At 43.3% G+C, this 23,964-nt stretch carries 16 protein-coding genes; 10 read left to right on the plus strand and 6 right to left on the minus strand.

Going from position 1 to position 23,964, the window contains the following annotated elements:
* The first annotated feature begins 245 nt into the window (after window positions 1-245).
* Window positions 246-1,118, plus strand: coding sequence for a DNA replication terminus site-binding protein (locus QNM19_RS01950; protein ID WP_284026244.1), 873 nt, complete (start codon window positions 246-248; stop codon window positions 1,116-1,118).
* A 767-nt stretch (window positions 1,119-1,885) separates the two neighbouring features.
* Here QNM19_RS01950 and QNM19_RS01955 read toward each other — a convergent pair.
* The 3 genes from QNM19_RS01955 to QNM19_RS01965 form a co-directional block, all read right to left on the minus strand.
* Window positions 1,886-2,194 carry a hypothetical protein gene (locus QNM19_RS01955; RefSeq protein ID WP_049863274.1) on the minus strand — a complete coding sequence of 103 codons (309 nt, stop codon included), beginning with the start codon at window positions 2,192-2,194 and terminating at the stop codon, window positions 1,886-1,888.
* 421 nt (window positions 2,195-2,615) lie between these two features.
* Window positions 2,616-2,933, minus strand: a complete 318-nt coding sequence (locus QNM19_RS01960; protein WP_156202162.1) for a hypothetical protein — start codon at window positions 2,931-2,933, stop codon at window positions 2,616-2,618.
* Between the two features lie 1,125 nt (window positions 2,934-4,058).
* Window positions 4,059-5,273, minus strand: coding sequence for a hypothetical protein (locus tag QNM19_RS01965; RefSeq protein ID WP_049863272.1), 1,215 nt, complete (start codon window positions 5,271-5,273; stop codon window positions 4,059-4,061).
* 701 nt (window positions 5,274-5,974) lie between these two features.
* Between QNM19_RS01965 and QNM19_RS01970 the strand changes: the two genes are divergently transcribed.
* The 7 genes from QNM19_RS01970 to QNM19_RS02000 all read left to right on the plus strand — a co-directional run bounded on the left by QNM19_RS01970 (window position 5,975) and on the right by QNM19_RS02000 (window position 14,596).
* A complete protein-coding gene (locus tag QNM19_RS01970; protein ID WP_049863271.1) occupies window positions 5,975-7,207 on the plus strand; it encodes an AAA family ATPase in 1,233 nt (410 codons plus the stop codon).
* Window positions 7,208-7,223: 16 nt separating this feature from the next.
* Window positions 7,224-8,186 carry a transcriptional regulator gene (locus QNM19_RS01975; protein ID WP_049863270.1) on the plus strand — a complete coding sequence of 321 codons (963 nt, stop codon included), beginning with the start codon at window positions 7,224-7,226 and terminating at the stop codon, window positions 8,184-8,186.
* 155 nt (window positions 8,187-8,341) lie between these two features.
* On the plus strand, window positions 8,342-11,437 hold the full coding sequence (locus tag QNM19_RS01980) for a DEAD/DEAH box helicase (protein ID WP_049863269.1): 3,096 nt from the start codon (window positions 8,342-8,344) through the stop codon (window positions 11,435-11,437).
* Between the two features lie 239 nt (window positions 11,438-11,676).
* Window positions 11,677-11,883 (plus strand): hypothetical protein, encoded by a 207-nt coding sequence (locus tag QNM19_RS01985; protein WP_049863268.1) that lies wholly within the window; start codon window positions 11,677-11,679, stop codon window positions 11,881-11,883.
* Window positions 11,884-12,576, plus strand: a complete 693-nt coding sequence (locus QNM19_RS01990; RefSeq protein WP_284026245.1) for a response regulator — start codon at window positions 11,884-11,886, stop codon at window positions 12,574-12,576. It abuts the gene before it with no gap.
* Window positions 12,577-12,694: 118 nt separating this feature from the next.
* Window positions 12,695-14,152 carry a DNA recombination protein RmuC gene (locus tag QNM19_RS01995; protein WP_284026246.1) on the plus strand — a complete coding sequence of 486 codons (1,458 nt, stop codon included), beginning with the start codon at window positions 12,695-12,697 and terminating at the stop codon, window positions 14,150-14,152.
* Window positions 14,153-14,254: 102 nt separating this feature from the next.
* The gene (locus QNM19_RS02000) at window positions 14,255-14,596 is read left to right on the plus strand and encodes a hypothetical protein (RefSeq protein WP_049863267.1); all 342 of its coding nucleotides are present in this window, start codon (window positions 14,255-14,257) and stop codon (window positions 14,594-14,596) included.
* Between the two features lie 251 nt (window positions 14,597-14,847).
* Here QNM19_RS02000 and QNM19_RS02005 read toward each other — a convergent pair whose 3' ends face one another.
* Window positions 14,848-15,327 carry a hypothetical protein gene (locus QNM19_RS02005; RefSeq protein WP_010381364.1) on the minus strand — a complete coding sequence of 160 codons (480 nt, stop codon included), beginning with the start codon at window positions 15,325-15,327 and terminating at the stop codon, window positions 14,848-14,850.
* Window positions 15,328-15,640: 313 nt separating this feature from the next.
* Between QNM19_RS02005 and QNM19_RS02010 the strand changes: the two genes are divergently transcribed.
* On the plus strand, window positions 15,641-17,107 hold the full coding sequence (locus QNM19_RS02010) for a hypothetical protein (RefSeq protein WP_049863266.1): 1,467 nt from the start codon (window positions 15,641-15,643) through the stop codon (window positions 17,105-17,107).
* A gap of 67 nt (window positions 17,108-17,174) precedes the next feature.
* Here QNM19_RS02010 and QNM19_RS02015 read toward each other — a convergent pair whose 3' ends face one another.
* Window positions 17,175-19,271, minus strand: coding sequence for a tetratricopeptide repeat protein (locus QNM19_RS02015; protein WP_049863265.1), 2,097 nt, complete (start codon window positions 19,269-19,271; stop codon window positions 17,175-17,177).
* 549 nt (window positions 19,272-19,820) lie between these two features.
* The gene (locus QNM19_RS02020; RefSeq protein WP_049863264.1) at window positions 19,821-21,425 is read right to left on the minus strand and encodes an isocitrate lyase; all 1,605 of its coding nucleotides are present in this window, start codon (window positions 21,423-21,425) and stop codon (window positions 19,821-19,823) included.
* 232 nt (window positions 21,426-21,657) lie between these two features.
* Between QNM19_RS02020 and QNM19_RS02025 the strand changes: the two genes are divergently transcribed.
* Entirely contained in the window at window positions 21,658-23,829 is a 2,172-nt protein-coding gene (locus tag QNM19_RS02025; protein ID WP_049863263.1) for a malate synthase G, read from the plus strand.
* The last annotated feature ends 135 nt before the right edge of the window (window positions 23,830-23,964 follow it).

Consider the following 23,964-nt stretch of genomic DNA (forward strand, 5'->3'; position numbering starts at 1 on the left):
CTACTGGGACAAAATTTAGCTAGTCGAATTAGTGTTAAATGATGGACATAGATGAGAGGTAATAAAGATGGACTAATATTGCTTAAGTGACCAATTATGTTTATTATAAAAAGGAACACATCATACATTACTATTTCAGCAAATTAGTAAAACTAGAAAAACGTTTATCAAAATCACATGTTCATTAAGTTTTCTACTAACAAAGTGTATAATGCTTATCTATCCTAAAAATCAGGCTCTAAATTATGAAAAGCAAGCTTTCTATACGCTCTCATTTTGATTACCTTTTTGAGCAAATCTCTTTATTTTGTGAAGAAATTAAACAAGCAGACGTGACACAAGCTTACTATTTCAAATTGCCTCCAGTACAAAAAAAAGACGAGCTCTCGGCACCTGATAGTATCCATGTGGAAAAATTAACAGGCCAGGATGCATCCAACCATAGCATCTCTTCTTATAAAGATCTTTTTCTTGATAAAAAAGAAAGTGGCAAAGTTCTCACAAGACATCCCGGGATACTTCTGGTTAATGATCCCAAAAATGAGATACGGAATAGATTGGTTGAAATAAATTTAGCAAAGGATGCCTTCAAAGAACTGATTCTTGAAATTACAAATAACGATGCAAGATTTGAAGCTGTGCACAGTGCCGTTCCCAGTTTAGTCACGCTCGCTGCATATAGAAAAATACATTTCGAGGAAGCTGTTCCCTATTCAGTTCGATTCACCTGGATGACCAAACATTCTACCAAAACACTTTCAAAAAAAGCTGCTCTAGATATACTTCAAAGGTCTTCCCAGTACACGAACCCAAGAGCAATTGATCAAAATAATTGGCAGTCAATTGTAGAGCAAGAACGTGTTAGAGTTTCCAGCCTCCCTGATTCTGCAAAGTTGAGGATCAGACGTCCTACAAGAGTTAGCCCGGAAGTAAATGTCCGTTTTAGCGCCAAAAATAGATATCACGTTAGCGGCGCATTACCTTTTGTTTTGCTAAACCCTCAAAAAGAAACTAAGATTGGCGAATTAAAAAATTATAGTCGTGACAGCAACGACCCCAGAAAAAAGGAATACAATTACCTGATAGAAAGAATCTATTTGGAAACGATTAATAGTTAACCTTATTTAAGTTCTGTATAAAAGCTAAACATTTCATTGTGGTCATCTGGAAAACGTAATAAGCAGTTAGAGTGTTTTGGAAAAAGAAAAATTTATCTCAGTTCTATAAAGATCGCTTTGGTTAACTGTATTGGCCTGATGTGATTTTTATAGATAAGCTCAGAAAAATTAATACCTTTTGATTAGATCTTTACAGTAAGATAAAAGTATAATTTAATTACGTAATAAAAATATCAGATACTCCATGTTATCTCGACCTTTTCTATATGCTTAGATACCTTTAGGCTCTAGATGAAAGTTGCTATTGGATTAGTTTAATCGAATAAGATTCTTTTTTAAATCAAATCCAACACGCTTGTAGGCAAACACATATCTCCCATTTATGTAAGTAAATACATACTTACATATGACATTTCGTTTGAAATGTGCTCGTTCTTTACTACGTTAACAACAATATCTTGGCCTTGCATAGACTCGTTTGATCCGTACAAGATTACTATTTAACTTTAGAAGTCGAACAAATGGCTTCAAATTATGAAGTGAGCACTTACAAATAAAGCTTTGAAGTGACAATTTCTCAATACACAAATATCTCACACCGAATGACATTTCATGGTTACAAATGCCACAGCGATTCCGCACATAGATAAGTAGTCACCACATAAAACACATCATTATTGGAAGTAACATACCTGTTTTCACAGCACATAACTCTACACGTTTCTCCCTTCTATAAGTTTTCCAAGATACAAGCGCTGTTGATCCTGTCAAAAAGCCAAAATAGTGACAGCCAATCTCCACAGGTTCCGTCCCTTACGGCCTAGCAAAGGATATTCAGCAACCATGAAGAACACATCATATAAATTTGTAACAAGAACATTTTCAACGCTCACCCCTCCACCTTGCTCCCTCCTAACAGTTACCCAAGATACAAGGGCTGTTGATCCTATAAAAAAAGCCAAAGCAATGATGTCCATTTTCGCTAGGTTCTGTCCCTTACGGCCTAGCAAAGGATATTCAGTAACCATTAAGAACACATCATAAAAATATGTAATAGAAACATTTTCAACGCGCACCCCTCCACCTTGCTCCCTCCTAACAGTTACCCAAGATACAAGGGCTGTTTATCCTGCCACAAAACCCAAAGCCGTGATGTCCATTTTCGCCGGGTTCAGTCCCATACCACCAAATGCAAAAGGATGTCCAGCAACCAAAAGAGAACACATCATGAAAATTAAATAACGAAAATATATTCAACAGACACCACAGCCCCCTTCTCACTCCTGAAAGTTACCCAAGATACAAGGGCTGTTGATCCTGCCACAAAACCCAAAGCCGTGATGTCCATTTTCGCCGGGTTCAGTCCCATGCTGCCAAAAGCAAAGGATATCCAACAACCAAAAAGAACACATCATTGAATTATATAATAAGGAGATTTTCAACGCACACCCCTCAACCTTGCTCCCGCCTAAGAGTTACCCAAGATACAGGGGCTGTTTATCCTGCCACAAAACCCAAAGCCGTGATGTCCATTTTCGCCGGGTTCAGTCCCATGCCACCAAATACAAAGGGATGTCCAGCAACCGCAAAAGAACACATCATTGATATAAGTAATAAGAACATTTTCAACACCCCCCCTCCACCTTGCTCCCGCCTAACAGTTGCCCAAGATACAAGGGCTGTTGATCCTGTCAGAAAAGCCAAAGCAATGATGGTCATTGTCGCCAAGTTCCGTTCCTTACGGCTTAGCAAAAGATATCCAGCAACCACAAAAGAACACATCATTGATATAAGTAATAAGAACATTTTCAACACACACCCCTCCACCTTACTCCCTCCTAACAGTTACCCAAGATACAAGGGCTGTTTATCCTGCCACAAAACCCAAAGCCGTGATGTCCATTTTCGCCGGGTTCAGTCCCATGCCACCAAATGCAAAGGGATGTCCAGCAACCACAAAAGAACACATCATTGATATAAGTATTAAGAAGATTTTCAACGCACACCCCTCCACCTTGCTCCCTCCTAACAGTTACCCAAGATTTAAGAGCTGTTGATCCTGTCAGAAAAGCCAAAGCAATGATGGTCATTGTCGCCAGTTTCCGTTCCTTACGGCTTAGCAAAAAATATCCAGCAACCCAGAAAGAACACATCATTGAATTGTATAATTAGGAGATTTTCAACGCACACCCCTCCACCTTGCTCCCTCCTAACAGTTACCCAAGATACAAGGGCTGTTTATCCTGCCACAAAACCCAAAGCCGTGATGTCCATTTTCGCCGGGTTCAGTCCCCTGCGGCCTGGCAAAGAATAACCAGCAATCACGAAAGAACACATCATTGAAATATATAATAAGTACATTTTTAACGTATACCACTACACCTTGCTCCCTCCTAACAGTTACCCAAGATACAAAGGTTGTTTATCCTGTCACAAAACCCAAAGCCGTGATGTCTATTTTCACAGAATTCAGTCCCATACTACCAAATGTAAAGGGATGTCCAGCAACCACAAAAGAACACATCATTGGTGTAAGTAATAAGAACATTTTCAACGCACACCACTACACCTTGCTCCCTCCTAACAGTTACCCAAGATTTAAGAGCTGTTGATCCTGTCAGAAAAGCCAAAATAGTGATAGTCATTTCCACCAGATTCAGTCCCCTGCGGCCTGGCAAAGAATAACCAGCAATCACGAAAGAACACATCATAAATGAATGAATATATGCTACTACTTATAAGCTTTTATATTGATTGGTCTAAAAAACAAACACATTTATACATATTTAATCAAAAGAACCTTTAGATAAGCAGAAAAACGGTACATTGTGTACAATCTTTTAAGGGGATTGTATAAATATAAAACAAAATATCACTATTTAACATAATCAAGCGTTCTTTATAGATCAAACCAAGCTAAAAGCTTACTTTATCTACAGGCTATTTTTTAACTATTTCTTCAAGGGTATCTTCATCGATGATTTCAGCATTTTCAACAATGCGCTTACCACCTTGAATTTCAATACGCTTATTATGTTTGTTTAATGCTAATATTTCGTCACAGAACTGTGCAGATGGGTGCATTTCGTACACATAATCGATGATTTTGCCACTTTTATCATCTTTTACATTTGAAATATGGTACTCAGATATCGCCCCTTTTTCGATCAGGTCTTTCATAGTTGTAGTCATATCTCTGCGTAACGCTTTCAATTTATTGTCGGTTATTTCATCGTCTGGATAGATAGAACCATACTTTTCCATAATGGATAAAAGTCGAAAATGGTACGTTTTACCAGGCGCGGCATATCTCCACAAATGATATAGACGTAGCATCATCCAACGTGATAAACCACGTTTAAGCTCTTGTGCGCTGTTGAAGTAGTAGCCTTTATATTCTAAATTATCGATCATGTTATGAACGAAAGCATTTAGACAGGCTACACATTTTACGTTTCCGCCCTGACCTTTCTTTCCACTAAAATGCAAAGAAGACAAAAAGTTCATATTTGACTCGTAAAAAGAGTCATCAATATCTGTACTTTTAGTGTCCGTAGCCCGATATTTGAACGAAAGTTTAGACCCTTGAAGCGCCTCTAAAGACTCCTTAATCTGTGGGTAAGGCATTGATTGACCTACAGCTTTTAGCTCTTGGGCCAACTCATTCATAGAAAAAATTACCGCATATTGAATACCGGACTTAAAATTTATTTTGACTATCTTACCTTTCGAAGCAAGACGAATTAGTGCCCGTTCAACCTTCTCTTCTCTGTCCGATGGCCAGACTAAGAACTCAGCTTCTTCGCCATCTTTTTTACTACTCACAACCGCAGGAGTGATTTTTAATTCACCGTCATACAGTATGCCATCGACCTTTTCAGAAATACGCCTGGAAATAATTGTTTTCTTTGGAGCCTCTTCTAGAGGTAATTTTTTGTAACCAGAGCGAACAAAGCGACCCCAAAGATCATAGTGATTAAAGGTGTTAGAGTAAGCTCGCAAACCATGGTTAGGACTTTCCAGCGAAACGCGTACATCTTTGTTATCAGTGAACAACGCTAAACTCTCGTTATCAGTTGCACTTTCAACACCATGGATCTGACCTCTAAGGGAATCAGGTAAATTATCAACGGAGATGTTTACCTTGCGGCTCATTTTATTACTTCCAGAATTCTGTGACGGTTAATGACAACACATTCACGATCAAAAGTTAATTGTTTAAGTTAGTAAAAAAGTGATCTAGGCAAAAAAACCAAGATGAGATCAATTTTTTACTAACTGATGCATAATTCAGGATCCATATTATACCAACTGCTGCTCGAAATCCCCTTAAAACCCCTTAGTTTCATGTTCAGGTCAGCCAAATGTAGCCTCATCTTTGAGTCATTGTGGATAAAACACGATCCAGCTAGTAAGGATCCGATCTATTCTAAGTAGAGATCAGATCTATACCGATTGAAACACCTTAAGGATCTTATAAAAGTGTATAACTCTATGAAATAACTTAGTAAAATATGGATCTAAGCACCTCAAAAAGTGGATAACGTTGTGCATAAGCTGTGATAACCGTTGTTTTTTGGAAGCAGGTTGGTAAAAACACGATCTATAAGTACGCAAAGATCTGATCTTAACCAAGTATTATCTTGATCCAACTATTAATATATATATTCAATAAAAACAATAGGATAAGTTTGTTTATAGACCCCTTAGCCTTTAATACCTATAGATCTAACCAATTCTAATCTTATTTATTTATTCTTTAAGCAAGCAATCAATATGGATGTCTTTGTTTTTTTATGTTTACTGCAAAAGTAATGGACATTATAATAATAGCCATCATTTGAAGGAAATAACGTATGTCTATCAATAGCAACGCGCTCTCTACGTACCGGCTGCTGAAAGCAACCGCTGAAGTCGCTGAAAAATCCCTTGAAGGCCGGATTCAGCATTATCGTGCGCACCTAAAAAGTGAAGATAAAGAACTTCGCACCTATACACAAAAAGCAGCGGCTGATTTACTCGGTGTAAATAACAGAACACTAAAAAGGCGTCATGATCAAGGTGATTTTGACCACCTGGCAATTCAGAAAGGCGCAAATGGTCATTATGCTTATACACTCGCTAATATCTTTTCGATGGCTGAAATTCTGGGGATCCAGGCTGATCATAGAAAATCTGAGGATAAACTTCAGGTTATCGTAATCAATAGTTTAAAAGGTGGGTGTGGTAAAACAACTAGCTTGGTGAATATTGCAGCAGCGCTCGCAACAACAAATATTAAACGTTATCGCATCGGGATCATTGATTTGGATCCTCAAGGATCATCATCAAGCTTTTTTCCTTCACAAGATCCAGAACCCATTACTGTCGGCGATCTAATGCGGGATTGTATTGAGCTCGACGAAGGTGAAACATGGGATCAATTAGTGTCCGATGCTTTCAGAGAAACACATATTCCAAATATTCGTGTATTACCATCAGGAATGGACGATTTTTATTTTGAGCATGAGACAGCCACAGAACTAAAAGAGTCCTCAAGCTACACTCAAACCCGTCACTACCATAAGTTAAAAGAGAAGGTCATAGAGCCAGTTTCAGAGCAATTTGATATTATCCTGATAGATACAGCCCCTTCTCTTAATTTCATGTTCTACAATGCATTGATGGCGTCTACGGCGATGCTAATACCTGTGCACCCAGAAGCGGTCGACTTCGATGCGAATAATAAATATCTAAAGCGATTGGGTGAAATTTACCATACGGTGGCTGCACTTGGACATGAAGGTTGGGACTTTATGCAGTTCCTGGTAACTAACTATGTGAAAGGTAACCATTCTCAGCGGGACATAGTTAAAGATGTTCGTAGCGCCTTTGGCCGCCAGGTAATGAGTTATCCTATTAACCATAGCTCTGCGATTACGGCGAGCTCTTCTTCGTTCAATACAATATTCGATCAGAAAACGTCAGATTCACTGGCAAGTCGTGAGTCGTTGATCAAATCTCAAGAAAACATTAAAGACGTGGTTGATGAACTCGAAATGTTGATCCGTTCAAATTGGCCTTCAACTCAGTCATCACTCGATCAGTAAGCAGGTAAACTATTTCATGGCTAGAAAACGTAAAAACGACACTCGCATCGACCCATTTGCAACACCCGTTGAAGGAAGTAGCCTGGATGATCTTTTAGATCAGGCCAAAGTAGGCGATGTGATCACTATGCCGGCTCCTAGCGATCCAAATAGAACGATCACTTTGATCTGTAAGGTGATCAAACATAATGAGATTACTCAGAGCACCCGGGTTTATGGTGATAACCGACGTGACCAAACACTGCTGAATGAACGTTCAGTTGCTGATATTTTACCTGCGATCGAATCTGATAAGCGAAATTTGCATCCCGCTTTGTGTTGGGAAAAGGGTCCTGTGCATGAGGTTTTATCGGGCTCCAGACGTAGAAAAGCCTGTTTATTGGGTGGCGCTGATTATGTAATTTTGACTTCTGCAGATTTCACTGATGAAGACGCAAAAGTATTGTCTGTGTCTTCGGACCAGTATATTGCGCCTAGCTTATGGGAGCAGGGCAAAGCTTTTTCTCAGACAAAGCAGGCACTTATCCAGCAAGGAAAGAAAGGCTCATATCGTGAAATTGCGGCAATCGAAGGCTTATCACACACAGCCATCGCAGATTCTTTAAAAGCTTTTGAGCAGATCCCTGTTGACGTAGTGGGCCTGTATCCGACTGCAAACCATTTAGGTCGGGAAGCCGCTAAAAAGCTAATTGCTGCGATCCAGGATCATAACGACGCGTTTAAACAGAAAGTGGCTGAATACAATCCTGAGCAACTCACCACAGATCCGGTAAGTGACGAGAAGCGTGCGGTATTGCTCACCAACTATCTGACGACCTTTTCTAAGGCTGAAGCCAGAAATATCGCATTACTCGAAAATGACTATGTCAAAGTGCAAAAGAACATTAAAAGTGGCGCCATTACGGTAAAAATAGATGATCGCGTTATGACAGAAAAACGTCTGGAGCAATTAGAGAAATTACTCGCAAGTTTTAATTAATCACTAACGGCCGGATTTATCGGCCGTTTTTCGTACTTTCCCGCGTCAGTTGTCATCCAACCAGTCATTTTTTCCCAATTTATCGCCATTTTGCCCTTTAGCTCAAATACGTAATTTCATATACTGCTCTTTTACGTCTTTTTTATTGTAAACGAATGTCTTCGCAGTTATCTAAAGAGCAACTTCTAGCACTATTTGAGGAAATTAAGCAGGAACAGTCGACTCAGTTTCCATTGTCAGAGCGATTTCTCAAACAGTATTTTAATGCTGCCTTGTTAAGCAAGGCTAAACAGTATTTGCACGATGAGCAGATCTGCTTTTTGGAGCACTCTGAAGATTTTACTAAAATAGACGCCCAGGTCATGGGCAACTTTGGTAACACCTTTACTCAGCATATCAAGATTGAACAGGTAAAAGGCACCCCATCCGTTGAGGCACAATGTACTTGTTCAAATAATCCAAAGTGCCGTCATATCGCAGCGGTGTTGCTTAAACTAAAAATCGATCATTCCGGTGGCTTTGGTGAGTCCTACCTGGTCAATGATTGGTTTAATGAGCTGGCTCAATTGCAGCAGGTCAATGATCTGGACGTGACCAATGTATTGCTATTCGTGCTTGAATCACGTGGTAATGAGTTACTGGTTAATCCTAAAACCACACCACAAAAGCCAGACGGAATATATCCGTTGGGTCGTGCATTGACTGAGCATCAACTTAATAGCCAAGTGCCGCCAAAAGATATATTAGAGAGCGATTTCAGGTTATTTTCCTGGATCCGTTCGCAAAATACACCAGGCCACTTTGAACTTTCCGGGAGTTGGGGCTTTTCTGCCTTACAACAGTTGGTGCAGAGCAAGCGTTGTTTTTATCAGAGCAGTCGCAAGCCTCTCGCATTTGGTCATAAGCAGCATCTGGAGTTTGGCTGGGAAAAGGAGCGAGATGAATATCGGCTCACCAGTTATTTAACCGGAGTGGAGCAATGGCAACTGATTAAAACAGATCCCCCAGTTTATCTGGACACTGAGAATATGGTGTTAGGCCGTATTGAGTCTGAGTTAAGTGCCCAGGAGATTGCGCACCTGCATACCATGCCACTTATCAACGCGACGAAGATTGAAGCGGTGATAAAACGCTTTCAGGATGTTTTTGCCGATAACATAGTTCCACCGCCTCAGGGACACGAGCATTTGGTCAACAAAGATAAGCTGGTGGCCAAGTTAAGCATAGAGCCTGGCGCCCCTTTGAAACTGGCATTGTCCCTACTCGATAAAGAAGGCCGTCACTCAAAAGCTAAGCAACTTAATCGTTGTGAAAAAATGCTAAATGGGCTTGGGTTTTCCGCACAGCAAAATCACTTTGTACTGCCGCATGATGATGATGTGACATATCATTGGTTCAATAGCGAAGTCCGCCCTTACTTGCAAAGCAAGCTATGGCAGGTTGACGAGCTACAAGGTGGTCGTCCGGTATTGACCCCTAAAGTTACCCTGGTACTTAAACGGGATAAGAAACATCATGTCATTGGTCGTGTGCTGTTTGATGATAAGCTGGTTACGCTTGATTGGGATAAAGTACCGTCTCATGAAGTGAATTCTCTGGCCAATGTTTACCAGTACATAAACATCGCAGAGCAATTCTACGCTATCCCTAAGGCGGTGTATGATGAGTTATTGCAGCTTAAATCCCGGTTTAGTTATTATCTATCAAGCTCGCAGTTCAAGTTCCCGCTCTCCTATGCCAGTAAGTTATTTGATCTTGGAGCAGTTGAAAGTGTGTCGGACGACCCTCGCCTGCTAGATTATCTGGAAGAGCTAAGTAAACCGGACGCCTCGGGTGCTATGGGTGTATCCAGCACGGGTGAACATTTCACGCTGCGTGATTATCAGGTTCAGGGGGTGGATTGGCTAAGATTTCTGAACCGTCATCAGCTGGGCGGGATCCTCGCCGACGACATGGGCCTGGGTAAAACCCTTCAGGTGATCGCTTATTTCATTTCCCAGCATAACACTCTGGTGACAAAGCCGTCTTTGATAGTGTGCCCAACCAGTCTGGTTGGGAACTGGCAAAACGAATTCCGCCGCTTTGCGCCACATCTTCCCTTGTTGACGGTCCATGGTGCTCAGCGTGACAAGCAACTCAATCAGGTGGCTAACGCACGGTTTATCATTACCACTTATCCTTTATTAAAACGCGACCTGGCGCACTATTCCGAGCTGGAGTTTGACTCTATTGTGCTCGACGAAGCGCAGTACATCAAAAATGAGACGGCGCAAATTTCCAAGTGTGTTAAACAGCTATCAGCGGAATTTAAGTTGTGCCTAAGTGGTACTCCTGTTGAGAATAATTTGCTCGAACTTAAATCGCTGCTCGATTTTGTGATGCCTGATGTACTGGGTACAAAACAACAATTTAAGCATTACTTTCAACATCCCATTGAGAAAGAAAACGATACCCGGCGCGCTAAAGAGTTACAGTCTCTGATTGCGCCTTTTATTCTGCGTCGAACAAAGTCAGAGGTTGTGCGGGAGCTACCAGCGAAAACTGAGTTGGTTAAGAAGCTTGAATTCAGTGGTGATCAGGCAGACATGTACAACCAGGTTCAGGCTAAGGTTGAATCAAGCCTGCTTGATTTATTCAAAGAGCAGGGTGTTGAGCGCAGCAAGCTGGCCTTTTTAGATGCCTTGTTAAAGCTACGTCAGATTTGTTGCCATCCTAGTCTGGTAGACAAAACGCAGCCATTTAACAGCGCTAAGTTTGATTGGTTGTCTAGTCACTTACCGATCTTCCTCGAAGAGGGTCGTAAGGTGATTATTTTCAGCCAGTTCACCAGTGTACTCGATATGATAGCCAGCCATTGCGACGGGTTAAACATTCCTTTCACCATGCTCACGGGGCAAACGCGCCAGCGGGACAAGGTGATTGCAAAGTTCACTGAAGGAGAGGTCGATGTTTTTCTGATCAGCCTTAAAGCGGGTGGGACGGGTCTGAATCTGACCCAGGCTGACACAGTGATCCATTTTGATCCCTGGTGGAACCCCGCCGTTGAGAATCAGGCAACCGACAGAGCCTATCGAATTGGCCAGGATAAGCCTGTATTCGTCTACAAGCTGATCATTGCTAACTCGATTGAGCAAAAAGTCTATCAAATGCAAAAAGACAAGCAGGCGTTGGTCGATGCATTATTTGCCGATGCAGGAGTGAATTTGACCCAGTTCAATGAAGCGCAAATGCTCGAAATGATAAAAAACTAATTTTTTTCTGAACTTTTTAGAACCCGGTGAGGTCTATCATTATGCTTGTTGTTAACGCCTAGTGTGTAGTAAGCATATTGTTGATTTCCCCCTATTAAATACAAGTATTGTATCGAGCCGGTTAACAGTTAACCGGCTTTTTTTTGTGCATTTTTTAGCTGTTCCATATTTGATCCACATTGTTTTACTTTAATGACCATATTGGCGAATTAGGACGTGATGGACTCAAGGGGCGAGCTATGTTGTGCTACGAAAATACAATTTCACAGTTAAACTTTATTGAACCTCAGTCACAGTGTGATTATGATCTACTGAATGAGGTAGCCAGTTCAGAAGATCTGGCGAGTATTTTGACCATGCTGCTGTTTGACGAAACACTGTCAGATAAATTAAAAGGTCAGGTTAAAAGGCAGCTTTCACAACTTAAGGCTAAATCGAGAGGCTAAATGACTTCAAAGCACCATATTCTTATCGTTGAGGATGATTACGATATTGCAGAGCAGGTAATGCTGTTTTTTAAAGCTTCTGGATTCGAAATTTCTCATATTGCTGATGGTGCTCTGGTGGTCGACTGGGTGAGAGCAAATAACCCTGAAGCCATTCTAATGGATATCATGCTGCCAAATCAGGATGGTGTTGAATGCATGCGACAGATCCGCGAGTTTTCTATGGTTCCTATCGTCATGCTCACAGCTAAGGTATCTGAGGCTGACCGTTTGAAGGGGTTGGAGTTTGGTGCCGATGATTACGTCTGTAAGCCATTCAGTGCCGCTGAGCTGGTCATGCGCATCAAAGCGATACTACGTCGCTGTCAGGGCGCTCCTAGCGCCGCTCAGGAAGCCGCAGTCGTCGTCGATGTTGATCAGCTCATTGTCGCTATCAAAGGCAACACATTGTCTCTGACAAAAGTTGAGTTTGATGTGTTTGCCATGTTGTATCAGTCTCCGAACCGCGTGTTTTCGCGTCAGCAGATCCTGGACCATATTCAGCCTGATAACTTTGATATCTCCGATCGCGTGATTGACAGCCACATCAAAAATATTCGTAAAAAGATAAAGCAAATCGATTGTTCGCCCAAGATAGTCGAGTCAGTGTATGGCGCAGGTTATCGCTTCAATGAGCAACAGCTCGACGCATAAAAGACGGCGCGCATGCGCCGCATCTTGTTAAAACTAATTTCTGGAAAAGCACAATATAATAGGCATTTAGGCTGTGTAATTGATATTATCTAAACATAGTCACATCAAGAGAATGCCTATGTTTTGGTCTAGTTTAGTCTCCCTCTCTCCCGCTCATATTTTTACTTTACTTGGTACAGGCACTGTACTTGCTTCATGTATTTTTGCTCCGCTTTATTTTTTGATTCGGCAAAGAAGTGCGACATGCCGGCAACAGCTCGAGATGCAAAACGAGCAGTTACAGGCGCAGCTCGCACAGCGCAGTGATGAACTAAAACAGGCACAGACTCAACACTGGCAACTACACGGTGATTGCCAGCAGCTTCAAGCAAGACTGGCTGAAAAACAAAGCCAGGCCAACGAATTACAGACGCGCTGGCAAAAAGCCGAAGACATGGCGCAGGATACTCAAGCATATGCGCATCGCCTTGAACTTGAACTAACTGATGTCAAAACCACGCTGGTACAGAAACAGCAGTCTTTTGATGCGCAGCTGACACAGCTGGAGCAGTCTAAGTTAGTTCTTAAGCAGGAGTTCGAAAACCTGGCCACACAGATTTTTGAAGATAAAAGTGAAAAGTTTGCTCGCCACAGTCAGGACAAAATTTCTCAGTTATTACAACCCGTTCAGGGAGAGCTCAAAGGCTTTCGGGATAAAATGGAGGCTATTCATAGCGAAGAGCTGAAACAAAGAGCGGCGCTACGTACCGAGTTATTGCACTTGCAGGCAAACAATCAGGCCATTACCGAGCAGGCCAGTAAACTCACTAATGCGCTACAGGGACAAAAGAAAACTCAGGGTAACTGGGGCGAACTGATGTTAGAGAACGTACTGGACAGCGCAGGTTTGCGCCCGGGCAACGATTATCAGCGCGAAGTCAGCTTTTCTACCGAAGAAGGTAAATATCGTCCCGATGTGATCGTTTACCTTCCACAACAGCGTCATTTGGTTGTCGACGCTAAAACGTCTTTGAATGCTTATACCCGTTATGTAAACGCGGAGCGAGATAGCGACGCTAATCAGGCCATTGTGGCACATGTTGAAGCGGTGAAAGCCCGGGTCAAAGAGCTTGGGGATAAATCTTATGAGCGATTGCCGGGTTTGAACTCGCCAGAAGTGGTCATTATGTTTATTCCGGTTGAATCTGCTTTTGTTGAGGCTATCAAGTATGCGCCCGATTTATATCAGTATGCGCTAGAGAATAAAGTGCTGATTGCTACCCCTACGACATTACTGACGAGTCTGAATATCGTCAAACAGTTATGGCGTTTTGAAGAACAGAGTAAACACAGTAAAGAGCTGGCACTGCGTGCAGAAAAATTTTATGGCAAGCTGAATGCGTTTTTGCATAGTTTAGAAGGGGTTGGAAAACAGCTTGATAAGGCTCGTGAAGGGTACGATAAAGCAATGGCTCAGCTCTACAGCGGAAAAGGGAATTTGATTAAACAGGCTTCGGAGTTTAAAGAACTGGGTGTCTCAGTGTCTCGCGAGCTACCGAGCGAGTTAACTGAAAAAGCAAAGCTTGAGTTGGAGTAATAGACAATAAAGTAACAACAACTGCTTTTAATTTTGCGTACCTCATATGGTTACGGTATTATTTTTGCTAATTTTTATTGATAATTTAAATAAGGGACAAATTTGAAAAAAGTAATTTTTGGCGCTTTATTGGCTGCGACCAGTTTTAGCGCGCTGTCAGCATCGGGATGGGTAACAAAAGATAGAAGTGCACGTGTCGACTTTATAAATTCAGAGCCCATGGGAGTGAGGGTTTATTTTTCAGCAAACGATGCTAACAATATTGGCTGTGCTCAAAAGCAAATTGTCTGGATAGATACCAGTACAGAAGGTGGAAAGAGGCATTATTCAACGTTGCTTGCCGCGTTTATGGCCGGTAAGAATGTTGCGATTTACGGAAATGGTTGCTTTTCAAATTGGGGAACTAGTTACCCGAAAGTTCAGGCTATCAACGTTTACCATTAGATAAGCAGGAAGCATTTTCAGTATCAGGTAATTTAATAAGCAGTGTAATGTGTCCGGTCTTAAGCGCTATTGCTGTTCAACCTTTCCACTTGTTGTCTTTGCTCTAATCTGGGCACATGTTCTGCTGATATAAAGTGGCTTGCAATGCAGTTATTAATATATGGCTTTATTTTTGAGTAGATAATCGACGTTAACCTGATATGTAAGACAATAAAAAAGGGGCCTGATGGCCCCTTTTTATTTACGTATGATCAGCTATTACACAAAGCGTACTTGCCCCTGCGAGGCATATCTGTATATAAGTAAATATACATGTCGTTATTTTGTACATCTTGCCACACTCTACTGTTGGCTGCAGGACATAACGAGTTGCGGATATATTCTTTAACTTCATTTTCAGACATCGCCAATTTGGTTGGGATCTGAATAAATACATTTAGCTCGCCACTTTTAAAATCAATATTATTGAATTTCCAGCTGCCCATCATGAACTGCTTAGAAAAGTAGCGCGTAATACGTTTTTGGGCGCTTGAATCAATCGCTGCGATCTGAACTTCTTCAGATGAGCTATCAACAAAATAAGACCATGCAGCAGAAAGAATGATAAAGCCACCCAGTAACATAGACCAGATCGGTAATGTGGTTTTTACTGTCGTGTTTTGCTTTTTTTGACGATGTCTGGATTCAACAATTTTTACCCATTCATTGTGTTTCATAGTACGCTGTGTCATAGACTATTCCTCCCGTGTATATTGCTTATTAAAACCAATCATTGTGGAAAGAAAATGGAGGCCACCTTTTGTTCTCTCTGATCGGAGCAGTTAAGAAAAGATTAAATTAATTGGTTTATGTGGTGGGTAAGAAATTAGCATCAGCTTTTTTGATGAGGATTATCGACCATGTGTTGTTTGCTCTTAAATAATACAGGCACTATTGCCACCTGGTAACAAATTAAAACAAACACTTGTATGCGGATGGTGTACCTTTCCCTTAAACGTCAGGCTATATTCTGTACGACTCTACATAATGTAATTGAGGGAACTAATGAACGATAATAATGATTTTAGTCGTCGTCGCTTCATCGCGTCGGCTGGATTGGTAGGGCTGGCTGGAGCCTCTGGTGCTGTGTCTGCAAGCACTGGGGAGGTTGTTGTACCTAGCAAAAGTTCGCCTTCGGTAACGGAAGGTGAGAAAGTTTGGTATGTGAACGCACTCACGGGCAGTGATAACAATGATGGCTCAATGGACGCACCCTTTGCGACTCCGCAAGCTGCCTGGGACAATCTGCCTGATGTCATTCTGCATCAGCAAACGATAGAACTTGCCGAAGGTATATACAATACATCATCACGTCCATCTAACGCTGCCAGTCAATTTGGCCGACCTGCACTACTGATGTGTAACGGAAAAACGATCGTAAGCCGCACTACTCGTACTGGCAACACTATGTCTGGTGGCGTAGTGATCCGTGCTGCATTAAATGCACAAGTGGTGTTGGATTCTGCTGTTGGTTATTCAACCGCGGTTGTTTATGTAACGGGTCAGTCTGCACAGGTGGCCTTTCAGGATTTAACCCTGAGAGCCAGTTCACAGCCAGTCTCTGAGCTAATAGCGGCGCATCGGGGGGCAAAAGTGCATGGCGTTAATATTACATTTGATGCTTCCAACGGTAATGCTGCCACCTGTATTCTGGCTGAGTCTATGGGTTCTGAAGTCGAGCTCAAGTATGCCAGGCTTCTGAACGGAAATGGATCATCATATGGCGCAAATGCCATGGTTGATTCAGCGATTTTGCTCTCCACTGACACGCAATATGACGACGGTACTTTCCGCCATAGTTGTAGTGGCAACAGTTACCTGGCTTTTGTTGATTCTGGCACGCTACTTTCTCCTGTGGTTGTTTACAACTCTGTTTTGAATATAGTCGGACAGAGTAGCACACAGGCTGTGGATATTAAGAATACCATTGAACTACAATCTGCATCAGCAACAATGACTTATGCGAGTTTTTCATCTGAAGGTAAGCTAGTTTCCCACTCTTCTTCGGTACGAAGTGATACCGTGACCTTTGTCGAGCCCTGGCAATTACACACCAGTATGTTGACCGCAAAATCAACCGTGAACCAGAGCGCTGTTGCGCCCGTAAAGCTGTATTCGGGTTCCAGCATAGACACCTCTTTGGGTGGCAATCAACTAGACAACATCGGCGTGTTTGATTGTGTATTACACGGTGACGAGCAGGTGATCACAGTTCCTCTGTCCAGTCATACGGTCAGCATCAATGGGAATGGTGCTAATCGTATCGGGTGTGAGCTGGATGCCAGTGAGTTCTCAGATGGCAGTATTTTATATGTAGAAGGTTCTACCTGGGGATGTCAGTTTGTTGGTGGTCAGCATATGTACCTTAACAAACCACTCAATATCGGTAATGGACAGGGTTACTACTCTGGTGCGACATTTGTCAAAGTGAATGGCAAGCTGAGGCTTGTTGCTGTCGGTCAGTTAAATTAACTGCATGTCTTACTGATCCCTATAAGGTCAGGTCGTCAGTTATCTAACGACCTGAATTATCACGAGATCAAGCACTTACCTGACTGTTACTGTGCTTTTTAGCAGGTAACTCGGACGCAACTTGACGCAATGTCACCCGAACAGACAGGCCCCCTAGTCTGCTATCCCTGAGCTCAATTTCACCTGCCATGGATTCCACCAGGCTTTTACATAAGGATAGCCCCAGACCTGACCCTCCTGTCGCGCGACTTCGCGAGCTTTCTACCCGGTATAAGCGTTCGAATAAGCGTGGTTTCTCATTGTCTGAAACACCCGGAGATGAGTCTTCCAGCTGAATGATCAATCCTTCGCAGTTTTGTCGGATTTTTACTCGTACCTGGCCTGGCTTGTCTGTGTACAGGCAGGCATTTTTTGCCAGGTTATCTATGACTCTGTCCAGTTTGGGTTTGTCTATTAATACACTGGCATCTGTGGGGATCGAAATATCAGCACTAAAATGCAGCCCATTGCTTTTCACCAGTCGCTTAATGTCATAACAGTAACTGTCGGCAAGTGTTCGGGTGCAATAAGGTTGGTTGTTAACAACCATGGCCTGGTTATCAGCCTGAGAAAGTTGATAAACGTCTGAGATCAGGTGATTAAGCTGGGATATTTTCTCATTGATTTTACTATATGCTAGGGTATCGTCATCAAGCAGGTTATATTCCAAAGCCTCAATATGCAGTTTGAGTACACTCAACGGGGTTCTGAGTTCGTGAGAAATGTCGGCCAGCATTTGATCTTTTTGTTTGAGGTTTTGCTGATACAGGTTTGCTTTCAGGCGTGCGGTTTTATTTTTACTGTACAAAATATAACTGATTAAAATACCCAACAATAAGCAGGTCAAGGCAACAAATAGCCACATACGCTGCATGAGCTGCGCATTGCGCAATTGACTTTCCGTCAGCTTGCGGTGATGTTCTGAGTCATCCAGACGTTGCTGCTGCATCACCGTATCTATGGTGCGCTTGTGGGTAAGTGCCTGCTCTGAGTTGGCTTTTTCAATCGTTTGAGCAAAAAAAGTATTTGCCTGAATCAGGGCTTCATACGCTTCCTGGTGGCGACCTTGTTGAAAGTCAAACTTGGCTTTCAGGTTATAGTAAAGCTGAGATGTGTAGGAATTCTCTTCTTCTTCGTCCATAAAACGTGTCAGCCACTCGTAGTGTGGGCGTGCGAGCTCAGATTTTTGCAGGTATAAGTAGGCTCTGGCCATAGTCACATGTGCGTGAAAATTCTGGCTCTGATCATCACTTTGCGAGGCGTAGTGCATTGATAACTTAGCGTGCTCTTCGGCTTTATCGCCTTTTTCCAGCTTCAGATAAGCGCCACTGATCAGCTGATGGGCACGAGCCAGGCTGACATTGGCCGGGATTTGTTCCAATAGTTCAATTGCTTCGGTGGCTTTTTCAACTGCCTGTAAGTAGTTTTTTCGTTTCGATGTAACCTGAGCCAGTCTCAGTGCTGTACCGGCAATGTGGCTCAACTCACCTGCTTTCTTATCTGCTATCAGGGCCTTGGTAAAAAAGAATTCAGCCTGCTCCAGGTCGTTAAAGCGCATTGCCATATCACCCAGGTTATAAAAGTTGTTTGCGACTACCCCGTGGAGCTGGCTGCCTTTAAGTGCATCTCTGGCCTTGAGCTGGAACTGCATGGCCTTTGCCAATTCGTTCTTATAGTCATACAAGGTGCCTAAGTTTGAATAACTTTGACCTATTAAGTCACTATTATTCATGGCTTTAGCTGTATTTAATGCCTGTTTGTAGTTAGTTTCAGCTTCATCCAGCTTACCCATGCGTCGGTAATTGATCCCCAGCTCTTTATAAAGCTGAAACTGATTATCGATATCCAGCGGAAACTTTTCTGATAGCCTGCCCAGCGCATCAATGGCTTGCTGGTGTTTACCCTGTTTGCGATAGATTTTCGCTTCAACAAAGCGTGCATTTAATTGCTTCAGGTGATCCGAGTGGTTATAAAATGGGGTCAGACTGCTCAGTGCCTGCTCGTAATTGCCCGATAACTCAAGCTTTTTGATTTCCGGCAAAGTGATTGTCGAGCTAGTAGCCTGAGCATTTACAGAGACTATACTGAGTAACGCAAAGGCTGATTGAAGCAGTATTTTTTTCATAATTTTTAAGTGGCACATAAGACTTTTTTCAGAGTATGAAATAATTGTGGGGCAATTATGGAGTTGTAAAGGGGGTTTACAGTTTGCTGAGTTGGTAAAAAGATGATTTGTTGCTTGTCTAGTTAGTAAAATTTTGTTCTATCTAAAGTCTGACTTAGTAAAAATTTGATTTATGGATATAGGAGTTAGTAAAAATGTGGCCTGAGACGTATTTATTATTGCGCCTAGTCGAATTTTTCAGCTAAAAATTTACGGTTTTTTCCTATTTTTAGGCTGAAACAGGGCGCAAAGCCTGCTTCTTTGTTATTCCCGTTCGGTAAAACTTCTAAATATCACCCTGCTGATAAAATTCTGATCTCGATTGCCCGCGCAGGTAAAATGTTGATCCGTTATTTACCTGGCTGATAATAATAGAAGTCAGCTCGCTGAGCATTGGCACTCGGTGTGGGGAGTTGGGAGCATAGGCAACCATGACGCCCCAAAGCTGGTAAAAACGTGATCTAAAAAAGGGCCCGAAGGCCCTTGCTTGATTAAGGAACTTTATGACAATTAAAACTGGTTCATGGTGTTGGCTTCGCCACCGGCTTTCAGCGCATTCTCACCGCTGAAGTACTCTTTATGCGTGTCACCTATATTAGAGCCTGCCAGATCCTGATGCTTCACTGACGCCTGTTCGCGGCGGATCTCTTGTCTTTGAACATCGCGGACGTATGCAAGCATACCCAGGTCGCCAAAATAGCCTTCTGCAAGAATATCGGTACTCAGTGCCGCTGTGTGATACGTAGGTAAAGTGATCAGGTGGTGGAAAATACCGGCCTGAGCAGCCCCATCACGCTGGAAGGTACGTACTTTTGTATCTGCTTCAGCTGCCAGTTCTGACTGATCCAGCTCTGGTGCCATTAACGCTTTAGGATCTTGGTTGGGATCCGGATAAGCAGATAAGTCTTTACCCTGTGCCTGCCATTCTGCATAAACCTGTTCACGGAATTTCAGGGTCCAGTTGAATGACGGTGAATTGTTATAAACCAGTTTGGCGTTCGGTACTTGCTCCCGTACGCGGTTAACCAGCTCAGCAATTTGCTCTACATTGGGCTTTTCGGTTTCAATCCACAACAGATCGGCGCCTGATTGTAAGCTCGTAACGCAATCGAGCACCACGCGGTCTTTTTCGGTACCTTCTTTGAATTGGTACAGGCCATTGTCGAGACGCACCGGCTTGCGCAGTTCACCTTCCTGCTTAATCACCATATCCCCCTCTTCCAGATCGGCAGCACTTGAGATCACTGTGGTATCCAGGAACGCATTGTACTGGCTGGCCAGATCGCCAGGCGTTTTCGAGACCGGAATTTTTTGAGTCAGGCTGGCACCTAAAGAGTCAGTGCGCGCAACAATAATGCCCTCTTCTACGCCCAGCTCGAGGAAGGCGTAACGTACCGCATTGATTTTTGCCAGGAAGTCTTCATGAGGTACTGTGACTTTACCTGCCTGGTGGCCACATTGTTTGGCATCTGATACCTGGTTCTCAATCTGGATGGCACAGGCACCCGCTTCAATCATTTGCTTGGCCAGCAGGTAAGTGGCTTCTTCGTTACCAAAACCGGCATCGATATCTGCAATGATAGGCACCACATGGGTTTCAAAGTTATCGATTTGTGCTGTGATTGCTTGTACATCACCGCCCTGTGCCTTGGCTTCATCCAGTGCTTTGTAGAGGTGGTCGAGTTCACGTGCATCGGCTTGTTTTAAGAAGGTGTAGATCTCTTCAATCAGCTTAGGCACAGCGGTTTTTTCGTGCATACTCTGATCAGGCAGCGGGCCGAACTCAGAGCGAAGCGCAGCGACCATCCAGCCACTCAGATATACATAGGAACGCTTAGTGGTTTTATTGTGACGTTTGATGGCCATCATCATTTGTTGAGCAGTAAAGCCATGCCAGCAGCCCAGAGACTGCGTATATTGACTGCTGTCAGCATCATAAGCTGCCATGTCTTCGCGCATGATTTTTGCGGTATATTTGGCGATATCCAGACCCGTTTTAAAGCGGTTTTGTAAATGCATGCGGGTTGCAAATTCAGGGTTAATGCCCTGCCATGCATTGCCCTGAGACTGGCACAGTGTAGTAAGACGATCAATTTGAGAGGTATAACTGCTCATAACAAAATTCCTTCGAACGGGTTTAAGCTAACTGGTTTATGTATGTTCGCCAGGTTGCGAGTGTGAGAGTGCTTGCTGGCGTTTAAATAAACACTAGACCGACCAGTGAAATTTTTTAAATTTATAGTTGTTATTGCCAGTATATTTACTGTGAATGGCAAAAGGGGTTTGTTTTTACCGAATTTGGCTTATTTTAAAGTGACCCGTTCAACCCCGATCAAGGATCACTCACATGAGCTCTCATATTTTACAGGCTGGTTTACGTATCGATACGCGCCTGTTTGACTTTGTCGATCAGGCGCTGTTGCCTGGCACCCGGATTAACGCAGACGACTTCTGGTCTGGCTTTGCCAATATTATTCGTACGCTCACCCCTAAAAACCGTGCACTGCTGGAAAAGCGCGATAGCTTGCAAAAGCAAATTGATGACTACCATATAGCCAATCCAGGCTGGGATGCTGAAAAATATCGGACATTTCTGACCGACATAGGTTATCTGGTGCCTGCGGTTGAAGCACAAAGCATTACCACTGAGCAGATTGAACCCGAAATTGCCCGTATCGCCGGTCCGCAGCTGGTTGTGCCTGTGAGTAATGCGCGCTTTGCATTGAATGCGGCAAATGCCCGCTGGGGCTCTCTATACGATGCGCTTTACGGTACCGACGTGCTATCCGAAGAAGATGGCGCGGAGCGTGCCAGTTCTTACAACCCGGTACGCGGTTTTAAAGTAATGGCTTATGGCCGCCAGTTACTGGATCGTATGTTGCCGCTTGCGCATGGCTCTCATATTGAAAGTACCAACTACGCAGTGGTCCAGGGTGAGCTGATCATCACGCTCAATGACTCCAGTCAGGTTAATTTGACGGAGCCCGCACAGTTTGTCGGATATAACGGACAGCCACAGAATCCGACTGCACTGTTGTTTAAGCATAATGATCTGCATTTTGAGATCCTGATCGATCCTCAGGATCCGATCGGGCAGGCTGACAAGGCTGGGATCAAAGACATTATTCTGGAATCGGCTCTGACTACCATTATGGATTGTGAAGATTCCGTGGCCGCGGTAGACGCCGAAGATAAAGTGCAGGTTTACCGCAACTGGCTGGGCCTGATGCAGGGCACGCTCAAAGAGGAATTTGAAAAAGGCGGTCAATCCGTTGTGCGCTCGCTAAACGCAGATAAAACATATCTGACGCCTGATGGAGGATCGCTTACACTCAAAGGCCGGGCGATGATGTTTGTGCGTAACGTGGGTCACCTGATGACCACGCCTGCGATTTTAGATGAGCAAGGCGAAGAAGTCTTTGAGGGCATTGTCGACGCGGTGATCACCGCAACAGCGGCACTGCATGATCTGTACGGTGATGGCGCACTGAAAAACTCCAGTGCGCAAAGCGTTAATATCGTTAAACCCAAAATGCATGGCCCCGAAGAAGTTGCCTTTACCGGTGAGTTGTTCGATGCCGTTGAAGAGTTGCTGGGTTTGCCTGCTAATACCCTGAAAATGGGGATCATGGATGAAGAGCGCCGTACTTCGATTAATTTGCAGGCCTGCATCAATGCAGCTCAATCCCGTGTGGTGTTTATCAATACCGGGTTTTTAGACAGAACCGGCGACGAAATTCACACTTCTATGCTCGCAGGTCCGGTATTGCCTAAAGGCGAAATAAAAGCCCAACCCTGGATAGCTGCCTATGAAGATCGCAACGTAGATATAGGCCTTGCATCAGGGTTTGCCGGTAAGGCGCAAATAGGAAAAGGTATGTGGCCGATGCCTGACAAAATGGCGCTGATGATGGAGCAAAAGCTGGCTCATCCTAAGTCCGGTGCGAATACAGCCTGGGTGCCCTCACCCACAGCTGCCACTTTGCATGCGATGCACTATCACGATGTAAAAGTGGCCACATTACAACAGCAAATTGCACAGCGCCAGATGGCAAGCCTGGATGATTTGCTGACACCGCCATTGCTGGGTGATCGCCAGTTAAGCGAAGAGGATATTCAGACTGAGCTGGACAACAATGCGCAGGGCATTCTGGGTTATGTGGTGCGCTGGATTGATCAGGGCATTGGCTGTTCTAAAGTCCCTGACATTAATCACATCGGCCTGATGGAAGACAGAGCGACTCTGCGTATTTCCAGTCAGCACATTGCTAACTGGTTACACCATGGTATTTGCACCGAAGAACAGGTTAAGCGCACGTTTGTCCGTATGGCGACAATTGTTGACGAGCAAAATAGTCATGATCCTCACTATGTGCCTATGAGTGGCGAAAATATGGCGGACAATCTGGCGTTTTCGGCTGCTCTGGCGTTAGTGCTTGACGGCAAGGCACAACCGAATGGTTACACTGAACCTCTGTTACATTCGTACCGACGTCAATATAAGCAACTTGCTCAGTAAGATCTATGGCTGGTTTGGGTAATAGAGTGTAAAGGGGCTTTACGCTCTGTTGCCCGATAAAATGTCAGCAGATGTAAGATTGCGTCAGATTTATGTTGTAATCCGTTGTGTTTGTTTAGTGCTCAGCATACTCTT

Origin of the sequence: Pseudoalteromonas ardens (assembly GCF_030125445.1) — a bacterium.
GTDB classification, from domain to species: domain Bacteria; phylum Pseudomonadota; class Gammaproteobacteria; order Enterobacterales; family Alteromonadaceae; genus Pseudoalteromonas; species Pseudoalteromonas ardens.

Bases quoted from the DNA above. Each gene is read 5' to 3' on its own strand.
- QNM19_RS02025 (WP_049863263.1), top strand. From the start codon at position 21,658: ATGAGCTCTCATATTTTACAGGCTGGTTTACGTATCGATACGCGCCTG.
- QNM19_RS01980 (WP_049863269.1), top strand. From the start codon at position 8,342: ATGTCTTCGCAGTTATCTAAAGAGCAACTTCTAGCACTATTTGAGGAA.
- QNM19_RS01990 (WP_284026245.1), top strand. From the start codon at position 11,884: ATGACTTCAAAGCACCATATTCTTATCGTTGAGGATGATTACGATATT.
- QNM19_RS01970 (WP_049863271.1), top strand. From the start codon at position 5,975: ATGTCTATCAATAGCAACGCGCTCTCTACGTACCGGCTGCTGAAAGCA.
- QNM19_RS02005 (WP_010381364.1), bottom strand. From the start codon at position 15,327: ATGACACAGCGTACTATGAAACACAATGAATGGGTAAAAATTGTTGAA.
- QNM19_RS01975 (WP_049863270.1), top strand. From the start codon at position 7,224: ATGGCTAGAAAACGTAAAAACGACACTCGCATCGACCCATTTGCAACA.
- QNM19_RS02015 (WP_049863265.1), bottom strand. From the start codon at position 19,271: ATGAAAAAAATACTGCTTCAATCAGCCTTTGCGTTACTCAGTATAGTC.
- QNM19_RS01950 (WP_284026244.1), top strand. From the start codon at position 246: ATGAAAAGCAAGCTTTCTATACGCTCTCATTTTGATTACCTTTTTGAG.
- QNM19_RS01965 (WP_049863272.1), bottom strand. From the start codon at position 5,273: ATGAGCCGCAAGGTAAACATCTCCGTTGATAATTTACCTGATTCCCTT.
- QNM19_RS02010 (WP_049863266.1), top strand. From the start codon at position 15,641: ATGAACGATAATAATGATTTTAGTCGTCGTCGCTTCATCGCGTCGGCT.
- QNM19_RS01995 (WP_284026246.1), top strand. From the start codon at position 12,695: ATGTTTTGGTCTAGTTTAGTCTCCCTCTCTCCCGCTCATATTTTTACT.
- QNM19_RS02020 (WP_049863264.1), bottom strand. From the start codon at position 21,425: ATGAGCAGTTATACCTCTCAAATTGATCGTCTTACTACACTGTGCCAG.
- QNM19_RS01985 (WP_049863268.1), top strand. From the start codon at position 11,677: ATGTTGTGCTACGAAAATACAATTTCACAGTTAAACTTTATTGAACCT.